Origin of the sequence: Paraburkholderia sp. Ac-20340, from assembly GCF_017104965.1 — a bacterium.
In the GTDB taxonomy this organism is placed as follows: Bacteria; Pseudomonadota; Gammaproteobacteria; order Burkholderiales; family Burkholderiaceae; genus Paraburkholderia.
In genome coordinates this window covers 330,226-350,343 of sequence record NZ_JAAGPR010000002.1, presented here as the reverse complement: position 1 = coordinate 350,343, position 20,118 = coordinate 330,226, and the positions used below count along the sequence as shown (strand labels likewise).

Sequence of the window (20,118 nt, the reverse complement as noted above, 5' to 3'; positions counted from 1 at the left end):
TAGTTCGCGGCGGCGGGCGCGGTTCGAGGTTTCGGACCGCGCCCGCCGCTTTTTATGGCGCCGATTCGCCGGATTCTGAACGCAATCGCGCCATTTCCTCGCCGATCGCCTGGCCGAGCTTCTGGCACGTCAGCGGCGCCGATCCTTCCGCCTTGTTGTTGGTCGTGATCAGCACCGGCTGGCCCGCGATCGCATAGCGCGCGGCCAGTTCGGCGAGCGCGTCGCGCGTGTGCGGATCTTCGTCGACGAGCTTGTCGAACGGTTCGTAGCGCGCTTTCGCCTGTTCGTACTTGAAGCCGCTATGCAGGCTCCAGCGCACGATCAGCGGCCCGGCGGGCGCTTCGCCGTCCATCAGCGCGAGCGCGGCCGCCTGGCGCAGCGGGTCCGGCATGCGCGCGTGCAGCCCGACGCAGTAGCGCACGCCCGCCGCGCGCAGCATGCGCACGAAACGCGGCGTCAGCAGAATGCCGTCGCGGATCTCGACGGCGTAGCAGGTCGCGTCGCCCGGCGCGGCGTCTTCGGCGGGTGCGGGCAAAGGCGGCAGCGCGGCGAGAAAGGCGCCCAGACGCTCGACGAACACGGTGGGATCGGCGAGCAGTTGATCGGGCAGCGGCGGGAACTGGAACACCAGCGCACCCGCTTTCGCGCCCAGACCGGCGAGGCAAGGCTCGATGAAATCGCGCGCGGCGATTTCGGCGCTCAGAAAGCACGGGTTCGCCGCGACCGGCTCGCCGCGATCGCCGCGCACGCTCGCATCGGTGACGAGCGCGGGCGCCTTGACGATAAAGCGGAAGTGATCCGGCACCTGCTGCGCGTAACGCAGGTAGTCGGTGACGGTGAGCGGCGCGTAGAACGAGCGGTCGATGCTCACCGAGCGCAGCAGCGGATGCGCGCCGTAGGCCGCGAGGCCGTCGCGCGCGAGCTTCGAGTTGCTGTAATCGTCGCCGTAGACGATGCCGTTCCAGCCCGGAAACGACCACGACGATGTGCCCAGACGCACGCTCGCGGGCAGAGCGGCGGCCACGTCCAGCACGTCCGGCGTGGGCTCGGCGGGCAGCACGCCGCGCGCGCGGCGTTTGGGTTTTTCGGGGGCGTCGGTGGGGCGGGGCGGCTTTGCTTCGGCATCGGCATCGACCGACGAAACGCGCGCCGCACGCTTTGGTGGCGGCTCGGGCGGCACGAAGCCGAACAGATCGGTCTGGGTTTCGGCAGGGCGTTCGGCGCTGGCGCTGCGCCGCGTGCGAGGCGCGCCACGCGAGCCGCGCGCATCACCGCCGCCTTGAGGCGCCGATGTCGGTCCATCCTGATCCAGCGCCCCAAAAAGGCCGTCGTCGCGTTCGTTCATGCAGGTTTCAAGGTGGCGAGCGAGGGCGGTCGGTGAAAAAAGCCGCCCGCCTCACTCGCACCGGCGCATCAGAGCGGCTTCTCGTAGATATAGCGGCGCGACCACGGCAGCGTCGCCGCGCTGCGGCCGGCCTTGCGGCAGACGATCTGATAGATCGACACGTCGTCGTGCTCGAACGCGTAGGCGCAGCCCGCCAGATACACGCGCCAGATGCGGAATTTCTCGTCATCGACGAGTTGTTTCGCTTCCTCGGCGCGCGCCTCGAAGTTATCGGCCCACAGGTCGAGCGTGTGCGCATAGTGACGGCGCAGGCTCTCCACGTCAACCGCTTCCAGCCCGCCGCGCTGCGCCGCTTCGAGCGCGAGGCTGATATGCGGCAGCTCGCCGTCCGGGAACACGTAACGGTCGATGAACTCGCCGCCGCCGAGCGCCGTCTCGCCGCTTTCCGCGTCGCTCGAGGTGATGCCGTGATTCATGGCGATGCCATCGTCGGCGAGCAGTTCGCGCACTTTCGTGAAGTAGCCCGGCAGATTCTTGCGCCCGACGTGCTCGAACATGCCCACGCTGGTGATGCGGTCGAACTGGCCCTGAATGTCGCGATAATCCTGCAGACGGATCTCGATGCGATCGCCGAGCCCGGCCGCCTTCACGCGTTCGGTGGCGAGATCGAACTGGTTCTGCGAGAGCGTCACGCCCACGCAGCGCGCGCCGAACTTCTGCGCTGCGCGCAGCACCAGCGCGCCCCAGCCGCAGCCGATATCGAGCAGCGTCTGACCTTCCTGCAGCTGGATCTTGGTGAGGATGTGGTCGATCTTCTTGATCTGCGCGGTAGCGAGATCTTCATCGCCGTTCTCGAAATACGCGCACGAATAGACCATGTTCTCGTCGAGCCAGAGCTTGTAGAACTCGTTCGAGACGTCGTAGTGATACTGGATGGCTTTTTTATCGGTGCTCTTCGAGTGCGTGAAGTAGCGGCGCATGCGCGCGAGCTTGCTGGCGCTCGTGACCGTATTGCGGGCAAGCGAATAGCCGATGTTGATGATATCGGCGACCTTGCCTTCGATATCGATCTTGCCCTTCACGTAGGCCTCGCCGAGATTGTCGAGGCTCGGTTCGAGCAGCAGCGGCAGCGCCGATATCGTGTTGACCTTCAGCGTGACCTGCGGCGCGGCGAAGTGGCCGAAGTCGTATTGCTGGCCGCTCCAGAGCACGAGCCGTGCGGGCAGATTGGCCTTGGTGCGCACATCGTCGACCCACTGTGCGAGTTTTTTCTCCCAGAACATGCGTTTTTCTCCTGTCGTCCCAAGCGGGTTGTTTGCGGCCGGTGAGGGGCGATCGGACGTGATCGCGCGTTTCCAGCCGAAAGACAAAAGCAGTAGGCAATGCGTGCTACGAGGCAAAACTGACTGACGCGGCGCCGGCGTCCAGTGGGCGATGGCGCGCTTGTATCGGGTGATGCGGGTGTTGCAGATGATGCGGCGTTACGGCATTACGGCATTAAGGCGATCGCTTGCGGGTGAAACTCGAGACTCAGCGACGCGCACGGATGGGCGCGCGCCGCTGTCCTGCCGATGCACTCAGGGCGCGAGCCGTTCGATGCGCCACGCGGCGTCTGCCTGCGCGCTATCGCGCGTGTAGCGGATACGGTCATGCAGCCGCGACGGCCGGCCTTGCCAGAATTCGATGGCCGTAGGCACGAGGCGATAGCCGCCCCAGTGCGGCGGACGCGGCGGCGCATCGCCGTACTGTGCGCTGATTTCGCGCTCGCGCGCTTCGAGTTGCGCCCGGTCCTGAATCACCGCGCTTTGCTCCGAGGCCCACGCGCCAATGCGCGAACCGAGCGGGCGCGACTGGTAGTAAGCATCGCTTTCCGCTGCGCTGGTTTTCTCGACGCGTCCTTCGATGCGCACCTGACGCTCGAGTTCGACCCAGTGGAACAGCAGCGCGGCGTTCGGATTGGCCGTGAGTTCGTGGCCCTTGCGGCTGTCGTAATTGGTGAAGAACACGAAGCCGCGCTCGTCCACGCCCTTGATCAGCAGGATGCGCGCGGCCGGACGGCCTTCGGCGTCGACGGTCGCGACGGTCATCGCATTGGGTTCGGGCAATTGCGCGTCGAGCGCCTGGGCGAACCAGGCCTGGAACTGGCGGATCGGATCGGCATCGACGTCGGCGGCATCGAGCGAGCCGAGCGAGTAGTTCTTGCGGAGATCGGCGAGGGAGGTCATTTTTTATGCAGACGCTTCAATGCGGACAAGTATAACCAGAATGCAGGGCCGGATGCCGCGAGCGGCCCGCCGCGCAGGCCGGCAGGAGACCGGCGAGGCAAGGGCAAGCTCGATGAGGCGCGATCAGGCAAAATACGGGTCTTGCCAGGGCCGTGACAGTCGTGCGATCGGTCCGCTTTCGATTTGCTACCGTCATGTCCAGTACACCGCTTTCCGCTTCGGCCACCACGTTCCCACCTGCGGCCGATTCCGCCGATCTTACCGCGCCAGGCGCGGCCGATGTTGCCGACCGGGCGCGCCGCTTCGGCGGCGTGGCGCGGCTTTACGGCGCACCCGCGCTCGAAGCGTTCGAGCGCGCGCACGTTGCCGTGATCGGCATCGGCGGCGTGGGCTCGTGGGTCGCGGAGGCGCTCGCGCGCAGCGCGATCGGCACGCTGACGCTGATCGATCTCGACAATGTCGCCGAGAGCAACACCAATCGCCAGATTCACGCGCTCGACGGTAACTACGGCAAGCCGAAGGTCGAGGCGATGGCCGAGCGCATCAAGCTGATCAACCCGGAATGCGACGTGCGGCTGGTGGAGGATTTCGTCGAGCCGTCGAATTTCGACGCGCTGCTGGGCGGCGGTTTCGACTACGTGGTGGACGCGATCGATAGCGTGCGCACCAAGACGGCGCTGATCGCGTGGTGCGTCGAGCATCGCGTGCCGCTGATCGCCGTGGGCGGCGCGGGCGGCCAGCTGGACCCGACGCGCATCCGTATCGACGATCTCGCGCTGACGATTCAGGACCCGCTGCTGTCCAAGGTGCGCGGGCAGTTGCGCAAGCTGCACGGTTTCCCGCGCGGCCCGAAGGCGCGCTTCAAGGTGAGCGCGGTGTATTCGGACGAGCCGCTGATTTACCCGGAAGCGGCGGTGTGCGATGTCGATAGCGAAGCCGAACACGTGGCGACTTCGCCGGGGCATCAAGGGCCGGTGGGGCTGAACTGCGCGGGCTTCGGTTCGAGCGTGTGCGTGACCGCGAGCTTTGGTTTCGCGGCGGCGGCGTATGTGCTGCGCACGCTCGCGCATCAGGCGAACAAGCGCTGAAGCGGTTGAGGGGATCGGCGGCCTGCGTCGGCAGCTTGCGGCACAAGCGCAAGACACGCCGCGGCCGGGCGCTGCTTTCCCCGCTTCCACAAAAAAAGCCCGCATTTCGCGGGCTTTTTCCTTCCATCTGGTTCAGTTCAGCGTCGCGCTCAGCTTGCGGCGCCATTCGCTGACCAGTTGCGGCTGATGGTCGGCCAGATCGAACACCGACAACATCGTTTTGCGGCCGATATCCTCGCGGAAGGTGCGATCGCGCTTCACGATTTCCAGCAGATGCTCCAGCGCGCCCGCGTATTTGCGGCGCGCAATCAGCGCGCTCGCCAGATCGAAACGCGCTTCCAGATCTTCCGGATGGCTGGCGACGCGCGCTTCCAGCGCATCGGTCGGCGGCAGATCGGCGGAGGCGTCGAGCGCGTCCAGACGCGTCTTGAGCGCATTGAAACGCGCGTCGATGCCCTGCGTGGTCTTGGGCGAGAGCAGGTCGACTTCCTTGTGCGCTTCGTCGGCGCGGTTGTCGGCGAGCAGCAGCTCGATCAGGTCCATGCGCGCTTCGTCGAAGCCCGGGTCGTAGGCCAGCGCCGCCTGCAGCGCTTCATAGGCGTCCTCGCGGCGGCCTTCGGCGAGCGCTTCCTGAGCGGCGATGCGCGCGGCGTCGGCCGAATTCGGGATCAGGCGGTCGAGAAAGGCGCGCAACTGGCCTTCCGGCAGCACGCCGATAAACTGGTCCACGGCCTGGCGATCCGCGAAAGCGACGACGTGCGGAATGCTGCGCACCTGAAAATGCGCCGCCAGCTCCTGGTTTTCGTCGACGTTCACTTTCACGAGCTTCCATTTGCCCGCGTATTCGGCTTCGAGCTTTTCGAGCATCGGGCCGAGCGATTTGCATGGGCCGCACCACGGCGCCCAGAAGTCGACCAGCACGGGCGCGAGCGCCGACGCTTCGATCACGTCCTTTTCAAAAGTGGCCAGAGTGGTATCCATTGCGTCCTCGTTGGGAAAATTCCGTCTTTCGCGAAGATGGGGGCGAAACACCGCGCTTCAATATCGGGCGTTCGCAGGCTTCCGATGGTGTTGGCTGGCTCAGTGCGCCGGCTTTTTCTCGGGCAGCGGAATCCATTCCGTTTCGCCCGGCACCTGCCCCATTTCCTGGCGCGTCCACGCGGCCTTCGCGGCTTCGATCTTCTCGCGCGAACTGGCGACGAAATTCCATTCGATAAAGCGTTCGCCGTCGAGCTTTTCGCCGCCCAGCAACATCACGCGTGCGCCATTGGTGCTGGCGAGCGTGACGGTTTCGCCCGGCGTGAGCACGGCCATGGTGTGCTGTTCGAGCGGCGTGCCGTCGATCGCGAGGTCGCCTTCGACCAGATAGACGCCGCGTTCCTCATGCTCTGAATCGAGCGCGATGGCGCTGCCCGGCGCGAAATCGGCGGCCACGTAGAGCGTGCCGGAGAAGGTCTTGACGGGCGCGGTCGCGCCGAACGCCGTGCCCGCGATCACGCACATCGACACGCCGTTGCGCTCGACCTTCGGCAGCGTGGCGGCTGCGTGGTGGAAGAACGAGGGATCGGTGTCTTCGTGTTCGAGCGGCAGCGCCACCCAGGTCTGGATGCCGTGCATCGTCAGGCCGGTGTTGCGGTCTTCGTCGGGCGTGCGCTCCGAATGGACGATGCCGCGTCCCGCCGTCATCCAGTTGACGTCGCCGGGCAGAATTTTCTGATTCGAGCCGAGGGAGTCGCGGTGCATCAGGGCGCCGTCGTACAGATACGTGACCGTGGCGAGGCCGATATGCGGATGCGGGCGCACATCGACACCGGCGCCGTCGGCGAGTTTGGCCGGGCCCATGTGGTCGAAAAAGATGAACGGGCCGACGAGACGCGCGGCCATCGCGGGCAGCACGCGGCGCACGAACAGATTGCCGATGTCGCGCTGATGGGGCTTGAGGACCGCTTTGATCGATGAGGACATGACGCTTCCTTGATGAACCGGACGGTACGAATGCGAGGTATGGAGAACGCTGGATGCGGCGGTGCGGGCACCGCGCTGACAGGCGCCCATTCTAACGCCCGCTCTGACGGACTGCCGCTAAGCCCGTGTAAGGCTTTGCCCCGAGACCACCCCACCGCGCCCGACGCATGAGCGACGCAACCGTTAAACTTACAGATTCATTTGACAGAACAATAACCGGAGCTGGGGATGTCGCCGAAGGACTTGTTGCTCGCGCTGGTCGTGGTGGTCGCGTGGGGCGTGAATTTTGTCGTGATCAAGGTGGGCCTGCATGGCGTGCCGCCCTTGCTGCTGGGCGCGCTGCGCTTCACGCTGGCCGCGTTCCCGGCCGTGTTGTTCGTGAAGCGCCCGAAGCTGCCGCTGCGCTGGCTGCTCGCCTACGGCGCGACGATCTCGTTCGGCCAGTTCGCGTTTCTGTTCACCGCGATGTACGTGGGCATGCCCGCCGGTCTCGCGTCGGTCGTGCTGCAGGCGCAGGCGTTTTTCACGCTGGTGTTCGCGGCGTTTTTCCTCGGCGAGCGGTTTGGCGCGCAGAACGTCATCGGCCTGTTGATCGCGGCGGGCGGGCTGGCGGTGATCGGGCTGCAATCGACGGCGGGCGGGGCGAGCGCGCAGACCATGACCGTCGCCGGTTTCGTGCTCACGCTCTGCGCGGCCTGCATGTGGGCGCTCGGCAATATCGTCACGAAGAAGGTGGGCAAGGTCGATCTGGTCGGCCTCGTGGTGTGGGCGAGCCTGATTCCGCCGCTGCCGTTCTTCGTGCTCTCGTACTTCATCGAAGGGCCGCAGCGCATCGAAAGCGCGCTCGCGGGCATCGGCATGCCGTCGATCGGGGCGATCGTCTATCTGGCGTTTATCGCGACGATTCTCGGCTACAGCCTCTGGAGCCGTCTGCTGTCGAAGTATCCGGCCAGCCAGGTGGCGCCGTTTTCGCTGCTCGTGCCGATCGTCGGGCTGGCTTCGGCGGCGCTGCTGCTGGGCGAGCGCTTGAGCGCCGCACAAGTGGGCGGCGCGGCGCTGGTGATGGCGGGGCTGATGGTGAACGTGTTCGGCGGCTGGCTGAGACAGCGGCTGGCGGCGCGCACATAAGGCCGCTGCCCGACAAGCCGGGCACACGCCACAACGAAAAACGCCGCGCACCCCGAAGGATGCGCGGCGTTTTTTTCGCGCGATGCACTGACGCGTGCGCTCAGGTCATGCGGTTCTTCGCCAGCGGCGGATTGGCCGCGAAATAGCGCTTGATGCCCTTGAGAATCGCGTTGGCCATCTTCTCGCGATAGGCGTCGTCGTTCAGGCGCGTTTCTTCTTCGGGATTGCTGATGAAGGCCGTTTCCACGAGGATCGACGGAATATCGGGCGCCTTGAGCACCGCGAAGCCGGCCTGTTCGACCGAACCCTTGTGCAGATGGTTGATCTCGCCCACTTCGTTGAGCACGAAGCCGCCGTAGCGCAGCGAATCGCGAATCTGCGCCGTGGTGGACATGTCGAAGAGGGCGCGATTCACGGCCGCATCGGACGTCTTCACGTTGATGCCGCCGATCTGGTCCGACGAGTTTTCCTTGTTCGCCATCCAGCGCGCGGCCGCGCTCGACGCGCCGTGCTCCGAGAGCGCGAACACCGACGAGCCACGCGCCGAAGGCGTAGTGAACGCATCGGCGTGAATCGACACGAACAGATCTGCGCCCACGCGGCGCGCCTTCTGCACGCGCACGTTCAGCGGCACGAAGAAGTCGGCGTCGCGCGTCATCATCGCGCGCATATTGGGCTGGGCGTCGATCTTCGCGCGCAGCTTCTTGGCGATATCGAGCGCCACGTGCTTTTCATACGTGCCGGCGCTGCCGATCGCGCCCGGGTCCTCGCCGCCGTGGCCGGGGTCGATCGCCACGGTCAAGAGACGCGTGGTGCCGCCCTTGTTCGACTTCGGCGTGGTGAAGCCGTAGTTGTCGTCGTCCTTGGCGTCGTCGTCGTTCTGGGCCACGACGGGCGGTTTGGGCGCGGGCTTCGGCTTCGCGATGACAGCGGGCGGCACCGGCGGCGTGGGCCGGGGCGCGGCGCTGCCGTCGTTCTGCGCGTAACGCTGGAAAAAGGCTTCGCTGTTGTCGTGCGCGGGCGGCGTGTTCGGACCGGCGAGCGTGGAGGGCGTCGAAGGCGCGCTGTCACGCAGCGCCTGATGCGCGTCGAGCTGCTGCTGCTTGCGCTCGGTCTGCGCGAGCAGATCCATGAGCGGATCGGGCGCGACCGCCGGATAGAGGTCGAACACCAGCCGGTACTTGTACGAGCCGACCGGCTGCAGCGTGAACACCTGCGGCTTCACCGAACCCTTGAGGTCGAACACCATGCGCACGACATGCGGCTGATATTGCCCGACGCGCACGGCCTGGATCTGCGGATCGTTCGGCGTGATCTTGGAGACGAGGTTCTTCAGCGCGTCGTCGAGATCGAGACCGGTCAGGTCGACCACGAGCCGGTCGGGATTTTGCAGCAGCGTTTGCGTGGTCGTGAGCGGCTGATCCGATTCGATGGTGACGCGCGTGTAATCGCGCGCGGGCCAGACCCGCACGCCCATCACCGAATTGGCCCACGCGAGGCGCGGAACGGCCAGGCCGAGCACCAGCGAGGACGCGCCCGCTTTCAGGATCTGCCGGCGCCGCCAGTTGTGCGTGGCGGTGGCGGCCGACTCGATCGAGCGGAACGGTTTGATTAACATCTTTCTAGACATGCCTTTCCTGATGCGCTGTATGCGTATGCGGTGAGCACGCGGCCTTCGCCAAGCGGGCCGGGTTCGAGCTGGAATACGAGGTCGGGCACGCCGAGCAGGCCACCCGCGCGTTGCGGCCATTCGACGAGACAGACCGCACCTTGCGCGAAATATTCGCGAAAGCCGGCGTCGGCCCATTCGGCCGGATCGCTGAATCGATACAGATCGAAGTGGTAAAGCTGGAGTTCCCCGCCGGCATCGTCGGGGCGCGCGACGGTGTAGGGCTCGACGAGCGTGTAGGTGGGGCTGCGCACGCGGCCGTTATGGCCGAGCGCGCGCAGCGCGGCGCGCACGAGCGAGGTTTTTCCCGCGCCGAGGTCGCCGAGCAACTGCACGTGCAGGCCGGAGAATGCAGGCGCGGCAGGCGCCGGCTGGCCGGCATCCTGCGTGCGCAGGGCGTCGAGCGCGTGCGCAAAGCGTGCGCCGAACGCATCGGTGGCGGCTTCGTCAGCGAGCTCGAAGCGGCGTTCGAGTTGAACGGGGGCAGCGGGCAAGCTCGCGTGGTCCTGGTCGGACTGATCGGGCGTGTCGGGCATTCTCGTAAAATGGCGTGATGAACCCCTTGCTTTCCCCCTCGAACGAGGCGCGCGCAGTGAACGCAGCAGCCACATCGAACGAATCGACAGAATCGAACGCGGCGTCGAACGTGATGCCAGGCATGGGCGCGGCGGCTCAGGAGCCGGCTGCTGTGCTCGACGAAGCGGCGCTGGCCGCACTCGCGACGCGTATCCGCGCATGGGGGCGCGAGCTGGGGTTCGGTGCGATCGGTATCAGCGACACCGACCTGTCTCATGCCGAGGCGGGCCTTGCCGCGTGGCTCGAAGCGGGCTGCCACGGCGAGATGGATTATATGGCCAAACATGGCATGAAACGCGCGAGGCCCGCCGAGCTTGTGGCCGGTACGCGACGCGTTATCACGGCCCGCATGGCCTATTTACCGGCTGCAACGCTCGATGCCGACGCCCTCGCGCAGGGATCGGGAAAGATGCCCGAAAGTGCTTCGCAAGACTGGCGCCATCGCGAGCACGCGCGCCTGGCCGACCCGCAGGCGGCGGTCGTGTCGATCTACGCGCGCGGCCGCGACTATCACAAGGTCATGCGCGCGCGCCTGCAGCAACTGGCCGAACGCATCGAAGCGGAAATCGGCGCGTTTGGGTTTCGTGTCTTCACGGATTCGGCGCCGGTGCTCGAAGTGGAACTCGCGCAGAAGGCCGGGATTGGCTGGCGCGGCAAGCACACGCTGCTGTTGCAGCGCGACGCGGGTTCGCTGTTCTTTCTCGGCGAGATTTATGTGGATGTGCCGCTGCCGCCCGACGCCGACGATCCCGAATCGGCCGCGCCCGAAACGCCGGGCTCGCACTGCGGCAGTTGCACGCGCTGCATCGCCGCATGCCCGACGGGCGCGATCACCGAGCCGTATCGCGTCGATGCGCGGCGCTGCATTTCCTATCTGACGATCGAACTCAAGGGCAGCATTCCGGTGGAGATGCGCGAGCTGATCGGCAATCGCGTTTATGGTTGCGACGATTGCCAGCTCGTGTGTCCGTGGAACAAGTTCGCGCAGGCGGCGCCCGTTGCCGATTTCGATGTGCGCCACGGGCTCGATCGCGCGAGTCTCGTCGAGTTGTTCGGCTGGAGCGCCGCGCAGTTCGACGAGCGCATGCAGGGCAGTGCGATCCGGCGCATCGGTTTCGAAAGCTGGTCGCGCAATATCGCGGTGGCGATGGGCAATGCGCTGCGCGCGGCGGGCGCGCACGATGCGCCGGCGTGGCGCGCGGCGATGGTCGCGGCGCTGCGGGCGCGCGAAAATGACGAATCGGCGATCGTGCGCGAACATGTGCAATGGGCGCTGGAAGCGGCCTGAAGCCGCTCGATCGGGCTTCAGGCAGGCGGTTCAAGGAGAGCGACGATGAAGGCATCGGCATCATATTCACTGTGGGACGACGCGCAAGACGCGGCGATGCGCGAAGCCGCGCAGGTTCCACCGGCAGCGCCCGCAGCGCCCGAACGCGCGCCCAGCCGCCAGGCGATCCGCAAGATCGCGCCGCGCGACTACCACGCGGTGATCGGCGCGCCGTTCGGCAAGGTGGGCATCGTCACGGGCGAGGACGGCGTGCGCGATATCGTCTATCTGCCGGGCGACACGCCGGATCTCGCGCCCACATCGGCACTGGCGGAACGCGCCGCCGCGCAGATCGAGCGCTATCTGCACGACGCGGCCGCGCCGTTCGATTTGCCGCTCGCGCCGCTCGGCACCGATTTCCAGCGCCGCGTGTGGGACGGCATCTGTTCGATCGGGCTCGGCACCGTGCTGACTTACGGCGAACTGGCCAAACGCGTCGGCACCATCAACGCGCGCGCGGTGGGGCAGGCGTGCGGTTCGAACTACTTTCCGATCGTGATTCCCTGCCATCGCGTGGTGGGGGCGAATGGCATCGGCGGCTTCTCGCATCATGGCGGCGACGGGTTTTTCCGCGATGTGAAGCGCTGGCTGCTCGCGCACGAAGGCGTCAAGATTCGCTGATGCGATGAACACGCCGCAAGCATTGAACGACATGAACGATCAGCACGACATTCACGAAGACGACGATCCCACGTCCGGCGAAGACTACGCCGACGATGCCGATGACGGTTTCATCGACGAAGACCCACTCCACGTGGAAGACGCGGACGAAGCCGAAGAAGGCGCACTCACGCCCGCTGCGGCGCAGTCGCTTGCTGCGAGCCAGCTCGCCATCGACACGTTCTGCGACGCCATGTGGCTCGAACACAATCTCTCGCGCAACACGCTCGACGCGTATCGCCGCGATCTGCGCCTGTTCGCCGACTGGCTCGCGCGGGCGCGCGAACACGGACTCGACGTCGTGCAGGAAGACGATCTGATCGCCTACAGCGCGCGCCGCAAGGACGATAAATCGACTTCCGCGAACCGGCGGCTGTCGGTGTTTCGGCGCTATTACGGCTGGGCGCTGCGCGAACAGCGTGTGAGCGCCGATCCGACCGTGCGTATCCGCTCGGCCAAACAGGCGCCGCGCTTTCCCACGACGCTCACCGAAGCGCAGGTCGAAGCGCTGCTCGGCGCGCCCGATGTGAGCACGCCGCTGGGGCTGCGCGATCGCACGATGCTCGAATTGATGTACGCGAGCGGCCTGCGCGTGACGGAGCTGGTCACGCTCAAGAGCGTCGAAGTGGGCCTGAACGAAGGCGTCGTGCGCGTGCTCGGCAAGGGCTCGAAGGAGCGGCTGATTCCGTTCGGCGAAGAGGCGTCCGCGTGGATTGAGCGTTATCTGCGCGAATCGCGCCCGGCGCTGCTGGGCGCACGCACGAGCGATGCGCTGTTCGTCACCGCGCGCGCCGAGGGCATGACGCGCCAGCAGTTCTGGCACATCATCAAGCGTCACGCGCTGCATGCGGGCGTGCACGCGCCGCTTTCACCGCACACGATGCGGCACGCGTTCGCCACGCACCTGCTCAATCACGGCGCGGATCTGCGCGTGGTGCAACTGCTGCTCGGCCATAGCGATATTTCGACCACGCAGATCTACACGCACGTCGCGCGCGAGCGTCTGCGTCTGCTGCATGCGAAGCATCATCCGCGCGGTTGAGGGCGTGCTCGATGCGGGCACCGAAGCGGCCGCCGAAGTGGCCGCCGAAGTCGACGCAGATGCGCGCGGCCGGCATACGCCGCGCCGTTGCGCATTAAAATGCGCGCCATGAGCAAATCGAAACACGTCTCCGAAACGCCCGCGACGCAGATGCTGCGCCGCGCGGGCGTCGCGTTCGGCGAGCATCCCTACGAGTACGTCGATCACGGCGGCACGGAAGAATCCGCGCGCCAGCTTGGCGTGGATGAGCATCGCGTCGTCAAGACGCTCGTGATGGAGGACGAACGCGCCAGGCCGCTGATCGTCCTCATGCACGGCGACCGCAAGGTGTCGACAAAGAATCTCGCGCGGCAGATCGGCGCGAAAAGCGTCGAGCCGTGCAAGCCGGAAGTGGCGAACCGCCATTCGGGCTATCTGGTGGGCGGCACGTCGCCGTTCGGCACGAAGAAGGCGATGCCGGTCTATGTCGAATCGACGATCCTCGAACTCGACCAGATCTGGCTCAACGGCGGCAAGCGCGGTTATCTCGTGAGCCTCGCGCCCGACGTGCTGACGACGCTGCTGGCCGCGAAACCCGTGCAGTGCGCATTGGCCGATTGACGCTGGCAGCGCGCGCTTCGACGCCAGGCTCGGTCCCTGGTTTCACCGGGTTTGCCCGGTATGGCCGGGATTGAGGGCGAAAGCTCGCGTCCGCTTAGGTAGAATGGGCGCCTTCGCGCGCGCTGCGCACCGTTTCGTTGTTTTCACTCCTTCGGGTTTCGTGCATGTACAACCTGTTAGTCGCCGTCGCCGCCTATCTGATCGGCTCGATTTCGTTTGCCGTGATCGTGAGCGCCGTCATGGGCCTCGACGATCCGCGTTCCTACGGCTCCGGCAATCCGGGCGCGACCAACGTGCTGCGCAGCGGCAACAAGAAGGCCGCGATCCTCACGCTGATCGGCGACGCCTTCAAGGGCTGGCTCGCCGTCTGGCTGGCACGGCACTTCGCGCCGCAATTCGGTCTCGATGAAACCGCCGTGGCGCTGGCCGCCATCGCCGTGTTTCTCGGCCATCTGTATCCGGTTTTCTTCCGCTTTCAGGGCGGCAAGGGCGTGGCAACGGCCGCAGGCGTGCTGCTCGCCGTGAACCCGGTGCTCGGCGCTCTGACGCTGCTGACCTGGCTGATCGTCGCGTTCTTCACGCGCTATTCGTCGCTGGCGGCGCTGGCCGCTGCAGTGTTCGCGCCGATTTTCGACGTCTTCATGTTCGGCGCGCATGTGATGGCGCTGGCGATTCTCGCCATGAGCGTGCTGCTGTTCTGGCGTCATCGCGCCAATATCGGCAAGCTGATGAACGGCACGGAAAGCCGTATCGGCGACAAGAAAAAGGCGGCGGCAGCGGCTAAATAAACGCCGCGCGGCATCGCGCCGGCAAGACCCGATTTTCCCCAGAACGGCCCGCCATTCGCGCGGGCCGTTTTGCATTGCTGCGCTCGATCGGCGCGCCATTTAATTGCCGCCAGATCAGCGACTTATCGGTCTCCGTGATTGCTTTCAGATGCCGGAATAATCGCGCGTTCATACCCCGATAAACCCTACTCAAGTCGCCTGCGCCGTGTGCCGTAATTGCGTCTGTCGTCCACTTTTGTGTCGTCCGTCTCTCTGTCCGGCAGTCTGATTCAAACTACTCCACACGGCGCTTTCCCCACCATGTTCTCCACCATTCGCGCGCGCATCGTCGCGCTATGCGTCGTTATCGTCGTCGTAGCGCTTGCGGCCAATACCGCGCTCGACTATTTCGTTGCGAACTCGCACAACAAGGATTCGATCGACGCGACGCTGACCGCCGTCGAGAACAGCCATGCGGAAGGCATCGGCGACTGGGTTGCCACGCATGCGCAGATGATCGAATCGCTGCAGGACGCCGTGCTGCAACCTGATCCGGTGCCGATGCTCAAGCAGATCGCCACGGCCGGCGGCTTTACCAACGTCTACGTCGGTTACGCCGATAAAACCGCGAAATTCTCGGATGCCACCGGCATTCCGCCCGATTACGACCCGACCGGCCGCCCCTGGTACAAGCAGGCCGTGGCGGCGGGCAAGGGCGTGGTGACGCCGCCTTATGTGGATGTCGGCACGGGCAAGCTGGTGGTGGCGTTCGCCACGCCCGTGATTCGCGACGGGCAGGTCAAGGGCGTGATTTCCGGCGACGTGGCGATGGACAGCGTGATCGCCAACGTGCGCTCGATCCATCCGACGCCCGCGAGCTTCGGCATGCTGGTGGACAGTAGCGGTGCGATCGTCGCGCACGACGACGCCAAGCTCACGCTCAAGCCCGTCACGGATGTCGCGCCGGATCTCTCGGGCGACAAACTCGCGGCGCTGTTCGCGGCGACCCGCCCGGTTCATATCGACGTGAACGGCGAAGCCAAGCTGATGCGCGCGCAGGCCATCGCGGGTACGGACTGGCGCGTGATCGTCGCGTTCGACCGCGCGGATGCGCTGGCGGGCATGCGCTCGCTGCTGACGGTGTCGCTGATCACGCTGGTGGTGATTTCGGTGATCGCGGCGCTGGTGGTGGGCGCGATGACGTCGGTGTCGTTCAAGCGCCTGTCCAGCGTGCGCGACGCGATGGACGCCATCAGCGCGGGCGAGGGCGATCTCACGCAGCGCCTGCCGGCCACCGGCAACGACGAAGTCGCGCAGATCGCGCGCTCGTTCAACGCCTTCATGGACAAGCTGCGCGACGTGATGCGCCATATCCGCGACGCCAGCCAGTCCGTGCGCACCGCGAGCGACGAAATCGCCGCGGGCAACGTCGATCTTTCGGGCCGCACCGAATCGGCGGCGGCCAGCCTCGAACAGACAGCGGCCTCGATGGAGGAAATCACGGCGACGGTCGCGCAATCGGCCAACGCCGCGCAGCAAGCCGATATCACGGCGAATTCGGCCTCGATGGTGGCTTCGCGCGGTGGCGCGGTGATCAGCGATGTGGTCGATACGATGGGCGCGATCGAGCACGCTTCGGTGAAGATCGCGGACATCATCGGCGTGATCGACGGGATCGCGTTCCAGACCAATATTCTGGCGCTCAACGCGGCGGTGGAAGCGGCGCGCGCGGGCGAGCAGGGGCGCGGTTTCGCGGTGGTCGCGGGCGAAGTGCGCAGCCTTGCGCAGCGCAGCGCGCAGGCGGCGCGCGAGATCAAGGCGCTGATCGAATCGACGGTGGCGAGCGTGAATTCGGGCTCGCAACTGGTGCGTCGCGCGGGCGAGACGATGGACGAGATCGTCGCGAATGTCTCGAACGTGACGACGATTATTTCGGAAGTGACGAATGCGGCCGGCGAACAGACGCGCGGTATTCAGGAAGTGAACCGCGCAGTGAGCCAACTCGACGAGATGGTGCAGCAGAATGCGGCGCTGGTCGAACAATCGACGGCTGCGGCGGCCGCGCTGCGCAGCCAGGCGATCAATCTCGCCGAGGCAGTGGGGCAGTTCAGGCTCGATTGATTCGGCTGGCGGGTTGCTGGGTCTAGCGAAACTGGAAAAACGGCGCTTCGGCGCCGTTTTTTTTCGCCTGCTGTCGGGCGCTGGATTACGCCATCTGGCCGAGGTTTCAGGCGATGGGCGAGCGCCTATGCTGGACGTCGATCGCGTTCGTCTTTGGCTTTGTTCCAGCGCAAGAAAGCGTTGTGGCCAGGCCGAAGTGCGGCGCTCCAGCAAGCTCACATTCGGTTATTTTCGGAAGCCCAATGCCGATCGTTCTTCGTGTTTTAGGCGCTCGCGTGCGAATCCATTCGAACGACCATGATCCTCCGCATATTCATGTCGAGACTTCGGACGGCGAGTGCGTGTTGAACCTCAATTGTCCGCACGGGCCGCCTGTGTTGCGTGATCGCACGCCGCTTACACAGCGCGTGGTCAGGCGTTTCTTGAAGGTGCTGGAGCCAGAGGTTGGGCAACTTTGCTGGCACTGGAAAAAAATCGAATTCAGGAGATCTCAAACATGGTCGTCTTCACCCGCGAAGAGTACGAAGCCGCCGGACGGGCGGGAGAAAAAGTTCCGGTCGCGGTTGCCGCGCACTACAACCGCTCGAATCGCAAACTCGAAATCTCGTACGCGCATGGTGTAGATATCGCGGTGCCCATCGTGCTGATTCAGGAGTTCCACTTCATGGCGAAGTGGCCAACGCCGTCGCAACTGGCGCTGATCGAAATCTGGGGCGCAGGATCGTCGATCTACTTTCCGCGGCTGGACGAAGCGGTGTGGGCGCCGGGGCTGCTTATCGGCGCGTATGGATCGAAGATCTGGATGGAGGAAGTGACGCGCGCCACCGCGCCGCTCCGGGCCCGAGCGAGGACGAAGATCATTCGCGCCAAGGGCCGCCAGACGGGGCGTTTGCGCCAGCGGTCCGCTGCGCCGCTGCTGATCGAGCTTGAACGCAGGGCCTAGAGGCGTTCCTGTTCGATGCGTCGTGTTCATCTTGACATGCAACCACAGGGTTGCATAATGAGCCCCATGAACGACGACGCCGTATTTCGCGCGCTCGCGGATGCGAGCCGCCGCGAGTTGCTGGACCGGCTGCACGAGAAAAACGGCCAGACGCTCACGCAGTTGTGCGACGGGCTGGCCATGTCGCGCCAGGCGGTGACCAAGCATCTGGGCGTACTCGAAGCGGCGAATCTGGTGGTGGCTCAACGCCACGGCCGCGAGAAGCTGCACTTCATCAATCCGGTGCCGATTGGCGAGATGGCCGCGCGCTGGATCGGCAAGTTCGAACGCAACCGCGTGGACGCGCTCGTCGATCTGCGACGCTCGCTCGAAGCGCAAGGAGACCGTCATGAGCCGTGATGTGCAGGCAAACGAATCGCTCTTCGTCTACGTCACCTACATCCGCACGACGCCCGCCGAACTCTGGACCGCGCTCACCGGCCGCGCGTTCACCGAGCGCTACTGGTACGGCATGCATCAGGAAAGCGACTTTCGCGCGGGTTCGCCGTGGCAGTTGCGTTTCGCCGATGGCCGCGTGGCGGATACGGGCGAAATCGTGGAAGCGGACCCGCCGCACCGGCTGGTGATTCGCTGGCGCAATGTGTTCAGGCCGGAACTGGCCGATGAGGGCGATTCCCTCTGCACGCTCGAGATCGAGGCGGTGGAGCAGGCGGTGAAGCTCACGGTCACGCATCGGGTGGCGCGCCCGGGCTCGAAGTTCATCGAAGCCGTGTCGGGCGGCTGGCCGCGTATCCTGTCGAATCTGAAGACACTGCTGGAAACGGGCGAGGTATTGATGCCGCTCGTCGCGACGGGCGCTTAAGTCCCGCCGCTATCGAACTACCGGGCGGCGCGCGACAAGATCAGTCGCGGAAGTTGTTGAAGTCGAGCGGCGTGTCGGTCACGTCCTTGCGCAGCATGGCGATCACGCTTTGCAGGTCGTCGCGCTTGGTGCCCGTCACGCGCACGGCGTCGCCCTGGATGCTCGCCTGGACCTTGATCTTGCTGTCTTTCACGAGGCGCACGATCTTCTTCGCGAGGTCGCCCGACACACCCTTCTTCACGGTGATGACCTGCTTGACCTTGTCGCCGCCGATCTTCTCGATCTTGCCGTAGTCGAGGAAGCGCACATCCACATTGCGCTTGGCCATTTTCGAAATCAGCACGTCCTTGACCTGACCGAGCTTGAAATCGTCGTCGGCGAACGCGGTCAGCTCGCGTTCTTTCTGCTCGACGCGCGCATCGGAACCCTTGAAGTCGAAGCGCGTGGAGATCTCCTTGTTGGATTGCTCGATCGCGTTCTTCACTTCGATCATGTTGGCTTCGCTGACGACGTCAAACGATGGCATTGCTTTCTCCCAAAGGTGCGAGCGCCGCGGAACCCGGCCGCCGTAGCGGTTACTGAGACGCGCCGCGCACTCGCTATAATCACGGACCGCGCCATTTTACCGGCGCGGCCGTGTTTGCCCAAGGCTGCACGGCGCGTGCCGCGTCCCGCCGTGGCACAACGGCGTTACTTTTCCTGTCTTTTTGCTGCTTTCTCTCCGTCCCGATTTTTCCGATGTCCGCCTCCTTCGCGTCTGCCGATCCGTCCCCCGTGTGGTTCACCGCCGGCTACCCGCTGCGCGCGCATAACACCTTCGGCTTCGACGTGCGCGCGCGTCTGGCCTGCCGCATCGAGCACGAAGCCGATCTGATGAAGGCGCTCGGCGACCCGCGCGCCGCCGGTCTGCCGACGCTCGTGCTGGGCGGCGGCAGCAACGTCGTGCTCACGCGCGACTTCGACGGTCTGGTGCTGATGATCGCGCTGGCGGGCAAGCGCGTCGTCCACGAAGACGATGATGCCTGGTACGTGGAAGCCGCTGCCGGCGAGAACTGGCACGATTTCGTCGCGTGGACGCTCGAAGCGGGCATGGGCGGTTTGGAAAACCTCGCGCTGATTCCGGGCACGGTGGGCGCCGCGCCGATCCAGAACATCGGCGCCTACGGGCTGGAAATGGCCGAGCGCTGCGCTCGCGTGCGCGCGATCGAACTGGAAACCGGCACGCCGTACGAATTCGATGCCGCCGATTGCGCCTTCGGTTATCGCGACAGTTTTTTCAAGCGCGAAGGGCGCGACCGCTTCGTGATCGTTTCGGTGACCTTCCGTTTGCCGAAGCAGTGGCGCGCCAACGCCGGTTACGCCGATCTCGCGCGTGAACTCGCGCAGCGCGGTCTCGATCAAGCGCGCCACGCACGCGACGTGTTCGATGCCGTCGTCGCCGTGCGCCGCGCCAAACTGCCCGATCCGCTGGTGCTGGGCAACGCGGGCAGCTTCTTCAAGAATCCGGTGATCGACGCCGAGCAGTTCGACGCGCTGGTGCTGCGCGAGCCGCAAGTCGTTTCCTACGCGCAGGCCGACGGCCGCGTGAAGCTCGCGGCGGGCTGGCTGATCGACCAGTGCGGCTGGAAGGGGCGCACGCTGGGCGCGGCGGCCGTGCATGAGCGTCAGGCGCTCGTGCTGGTGAATCGCGGCGGCGCGTGCGGCACCGATATCCTCGAACTCGCGAAAGCGATCCGCAACGACGTGCAGGCGCGTTTCGGCGTGGAGCTGGAGCAGGAACCGATCAGCCTTTAAGCGCTG

General features: G+C 65.5%; 19 protein-coding genes and 1 pseudogene. 12 read left to right on the top strand and 8 right to left on the bottom strand.

Annotated elements, in window-relative coordinates; translation table 11 throughout:
- Positions 1 to 52: 52 nt before the first annotated feature.
- From G3N59_RS04515 to pdxH, 3 genes are all read right to left on the bottom strand, one after another.
- On the bottom strand, positions 53 to 1,345 hold the full coding sequence (locus tag G3N59_RS04515; RefSeq protein WP_205981350.1) for a DUF72 domain-containing protein: 1,293 nt from the start codon (positions 1,343 to 1,345) through the stop codon (positions 53 to 55).
- 68 nt (positions 1,346 to 1,413) lie between these two features.
- A complete protein-coding gene (locus G3N59_RS04510) occupies positions 1,414 to 2,628 on the bottom strand; it encodes a cyclopropane-fatty-acyl-phospholipid synthase family protein (protein ID WP_205981349.1) in 1,215 nt (404 codons plus the stop codon).
- Positions 2,629 to 2,922: 294 nt separating this feature from the next.
- Positions 2,923 to 3,570, bottom strand: coding sequence for a pyridoxamine 5'-phosphate oxidase (gene pdxH / locus G3N59_RS04505; protein WP_205981348.1), 648 nt, complete (start codon positions 3,568 to 3,570; stop codon positions 2,923 to 2,925).
- Between the two features lie 194 nt (positions 3,571 to 3,764).
- Here pdxH and tcdA point away from each other — a divergent pair, with 194 nt between their 5' ends.
- The gene (gene tcdA / locus G3N59_RS04500) at positions 3,765 to 4,658 is read left to right on the top strand and encodes a tRNA cyclic N6-threonylcarbamoyladenosine(37) synthase TcdA (protein ID WP_205981347.1); all 894 of its coding nucleotides are present in this window, start codon (positions 3,765 to 3,767) and stop codon (positions 4,656 to 4,658) included.
- A gap of 132 nt (positions 4,659 to 4,790) precedes the next feature.
- Here the strand turns inward: tcdA and trxA are convergent, their stop codons facing one another.
- Positions 4,791 to 5,639, bottom strand: coding sequence for a thioredoxin (gene trxA, locus G3N59_RS04495; RefSeq protein WP_205981346.1), 849 nt, complete (start codon positions 5,637 to 5,639; stop codon positions 4,791 to 4,793).
- A gap of 99 nt (positions 5,640 to 5,738) precedes the next feature.
- The gene (locus tag G3N59_RS04490) at positions 5,739 to 6,623 is read right to left on the bottom strand and encodes a pirin family protein (RefSeq protein WP_205981345.1); all 885 of its coding nucleotides are present in this window, start codon (positions 6,621 to 6,623) and stop codon (positions 5,739 to 5,741) included.
- A gap of 228 nt (positions 6,624 to 6,851) precedes the next feature.
- Here G3N59_RS04490 and G3N59_RS04485 point away from each other — a divergent pair, with 228 nt between their 5' ends.
- Positions 6,852 to 7,751: an EamA family transporter gene (locus G3N59_RS04485; protein ID WP_205981344.1), complete on the top strand. Its 900-nt coding sequence runs from the start codon at positions 6,852 to 6,854 to the stop codon at positions 7,749 to 7,751.
- Between the two features lie 100 nt (positions 7,752 to 7,851).
- Here G3N59_RS04485 and G3N59_RS04480 read toward each other — a convergent pair whose 3' ends face one another.
- On the bottom strand, positions 7,852 to 9,381 hold the full coding sequence (locus G3N59_RS04480; RefSeq protein ID WP_205981343.1) for an N-acetylmuramoyl-L-alanine amidase: 1,530 nt from the start codon (positions 9,379 to 9,381) through the stop codon (positions 7,852 to 7,854).
- A complete protein-coding gene (tsaE, locus tag G3N59_RS04475; protein WP_205981342.1) occupies positions 9,363 to 9,956 on the bottom strand; it encodes a tRNA (adenosine(37)-N6)-threonylcarbamoyltransferase complex ATPase subunit type 1 TsaE in 594 nt (197 codons plus the stop codon). The genes G3N59_RS04480 and tsaE overlap by 19 nt, the downstream gene beginning before the upstream one ends.
- A 155-nt stretch (positions 9,957 to 10,111) precedes the next feature.
- Between tsaE and queG the strand changes: the two are divergent.
- From queG to G3N59_RS04425, 9 genes and pseudogenes are all read left to right on the top strand, one after another.
- A pseudogene (gene queG, locus G3N59_RS04470) lies at positions 10,112 to 11,284 on the top strand (tRNA epoxyqueuosine(34) reductase QueG); the annotation flags it as partial.
- A gap of 174 nt (positions 11,285 to 11,458) precedes the next feature.
- The gene (locus G3N59_RS04465; protein WP_346777851.1) at positions 11,459 to 11,944 is read left to right on the top strand and encodes a methylated-DNA--[protein]-cysteine S-methyltransferase; all 486 of its coding nucleotides are present in this window, start codon (positions 11,459 to 11,461) and stop codon (positions 11,942 to 11,944) included.
- Positions 11,945 to 11,975: 31 nt separating this feature from the next.
- On the top strand, positions 11,976 to 13,025 hold the full coding sequence (gene xerD / locus G3N59_RS04460; RefSeq protein ID WP_205981341.1) for a site-specific tyrosine recombinase XerD: 1,050 nt from the start codon (positions 11,976 to 11,978) through the stop codon (positions 13,023 to 13,025).
- A 108-nt stretch (positions 13,026 to 13,133) separates the two neighbouring features.
- Positions 13,134 to 13,625: a Cys-tRNA(Pro) deacylase gene (ybaK, locus tag G3N59_RS04455; protein ID WP_205981340.1), complete on the top strand. Its 492-nt coding sequence runs from the start codon at positions 13,134 to 13,136 to the stop codon at positions 13,623 to 13,625.
- 164 nt (positions 13,626 to 13,789) lie between these two features.
- Positions 13,790 to 14,413, top strand: coding sequence for a glycerol-3-phosphate 1-O-acyltransferase PlsY (plsY, locus tag G3N59_RS04450; RefSeq protein WP_205981339.1), 624 nt, complete (start codon positions 13,790 to 13,792; stop codon positions 14,411 to 14,413).
- Positions 14,414 to 14,713: 300 nt separating this feature from the next.
- Positions 14,714 to 16,513: a methyl-accepting chemotaxis protein gene (locus G3N59_RS04445; protein ID WP_205981338.1), complete on the top strand. Its 1,800-nt coding sequence runs from the start codon at positions 14,714 to 14,716 to the stop codon at positions 16,511 to 16,513.
- A gap of 454 nt (positions 16,514 to 16,967) precedes the next feature.
- Positions 16,968 to 17,456 (top strand): DUF2442 domain-containing protein, encoded by a 489-nt coding sequence (locus tag G3N59_RS36895; protein WP_241023180.1) that lies wholly within the window; start codon positions 16,968 to 16,970, stop codon positions 17,454 to 17,456.
- Positions 17,457 to 17,522: 66 nt separating this feature from the next.
- The gene (locus G3N59_RS04430; RefSeq protein ID WP_205981335.1) at positions 17,523 to 17,855 is read left to right on the top strand and encodes a helix-turn-helix domain-containing protein; all 333 of its coding nucleotides are present in this window, start codon (positions 17,523 to 17,525) and stop codon (positions 17,853 to 17,855) included.
- Positions 17,845 to 18,318 carry an SRPBCC family protein gene (locus G3N59_RS04425; RefSeq protein ID WP_205981334.1) on the top strand — a complete coding sequence of 158 codons (474 nt, stop codon included), beginning with the start codon at positions 17,845 to 17,847 and terminating at the stop codon, positions 18,316 to 18,318. Before G3N59_RS04430 ends, G3N59_RS04425 begins: the two co-directional genes overlap by 11 nt.
- 40 nt (positions 18,319 to 18,358) lie before the next feature.
- On the opposite strand, the gene G3N59_RS04420 is transcribed toward G3N59_RS04425, so the two are convergent.
- Entirely contained in the window at positions 18,359 to 18,844 is a 486-nt protein-coding gene (locus tag G3N59_RS04420) for a YajQ family cyclic di-GMP-binding protein (RefSeq protein ID WP_103702011.1), read from the bottom strand.
- A 212-nt stretch (positions 18,845 to 19,056) separates the two neighbouring features.
- Between G3N59_RS04420 and murB the strand changes: the two genes are divergently transcribed.
- Positions 19,057 to 20,112 carry a UDP-N-acetylmuramate dehydrogenase gene (gene murB, locus G3N59_RS04415; RefSeq protein ID WP_205981333.1) on the top strand — a complete coding sequence of 352 codons (1,056 nt, stop codon included), beginning with the start codon at positions 19,057 to 19,059 and terminating at the stop codon, positions 20,110 to 20,112.
- Positions 20,113 to 20,118 lie beyond the last annotated feature (6 nt).

Coding starts and splice junctions, on each gene's coding strand:
- G3N59_RS04515 (WP_205981350.1), bottom strand. CDS start 1,345: ATGAACGAACGCGACGACGGCCTTTTTGGGGCGCTGGATCAGGATGGA.
- G3N59_RS04510 (WP_205981349.1), bottom strand. CDS start 2,628: ATGTTCTGGGAGAAAAAACTCGCACAGTGGGTCGACGATGTGCGCACC.
- pdxH (WP_205981348.1), bottom strand. CDS start 3,570: ATGACCTCCCTCGCCGATCTCCGCAAGAACTACTCGCTCGGCTCGCTC.
- tcdA (WP_205981347.1), top strand. CDS start 3,765: ATGTCCAGTACACCGCTTTCCGCTTCGGCCACCACGTTCCCACCTGCG.
- trxA (WP_205981346.1), bottom strand. CDS start 5,639: ATGGATACCACTCTGGCCACTTTTGAAAAGGACGTGATCGAAGCGTCG.
- G3N59_RS04490 (WP_205981345.1), bottom strand. CDS start 6,623: ATGTCCTCATCGATCAAAGCGGTCCTCAAGCCCCATCAGCGCGACATC.
- G3N59_RS04485 (WP_205981344.1), top strand. CDS start 6,852: ATGTCGCCGAAGGACTTGTTGCTCGCGCTGGTCGTGGTGGTCGCGTGG.
- G3N59_RS04480 (WP_205981343.1), bottom strand. CDS start 9,381: ATGTCTAGAAAGATGTTAATCAAACCGTTCCGCTCGATCGAGTCGGCC.
- tsaE (WP_205981342.1), bottom strand. CDS start 9,956: ATGCCCGACACGCCCGATCAGTCCGACCAGGACCACGCGAGCTTGCCC.
- xerD (WP_205981341.1), top strand. CDS start 11,976: ATGAACGATCAGCACGACATTCACGAAGACGACGATCCCACGTCCGGC.
- ybaK (WP_205981340.1), top strand. CDS start 13,134: ATGAGCAAATCGAAACACGTCTCCGAAACGCCCGCGACGCAGATGCTG.
- plsY (WP_205981339.1), top strand. CDS start 13,790: ATGTACAACCTGTTAGTCGCCGTCGCCGCCTATCTGATCGGCTCGATT.
- G3N59_RS04445 (WP_205981338.1), top strand. CDS start 14,714: ATGTTCTCCACCATTCGCGCGCGCATCGTCGCGCTATGCGTCGTTATC.
- G3N59_RS04430 (WP_205981335.1), top strand. CDS start 17,523: ATGAACGACGACGCCGTATTTCGCGCGCTCGCGGATGCGAGCCGCCGC.
- G3N59_RS04425 (WP_205981334.1), top strand. CDS start 17,845: ATGAGCCGTGATGTGCAGGCAAACGAATCGCTCTTCGTCTACGTCACC.
- G3N59_RS04420 (WP_103702011.1), bottom strand. CDS start 18,844: ATGCCATCGTTTGACGTCGTCAGCGAAGCCAACATGATCGAAGTGAAG.
- murB (WP_205981333.1), top strand. CDS start 19,057: ATGTCCGCCTCCTTCGCGTCTGCCGATCCGTCCCCCGTGTGGTTCACC.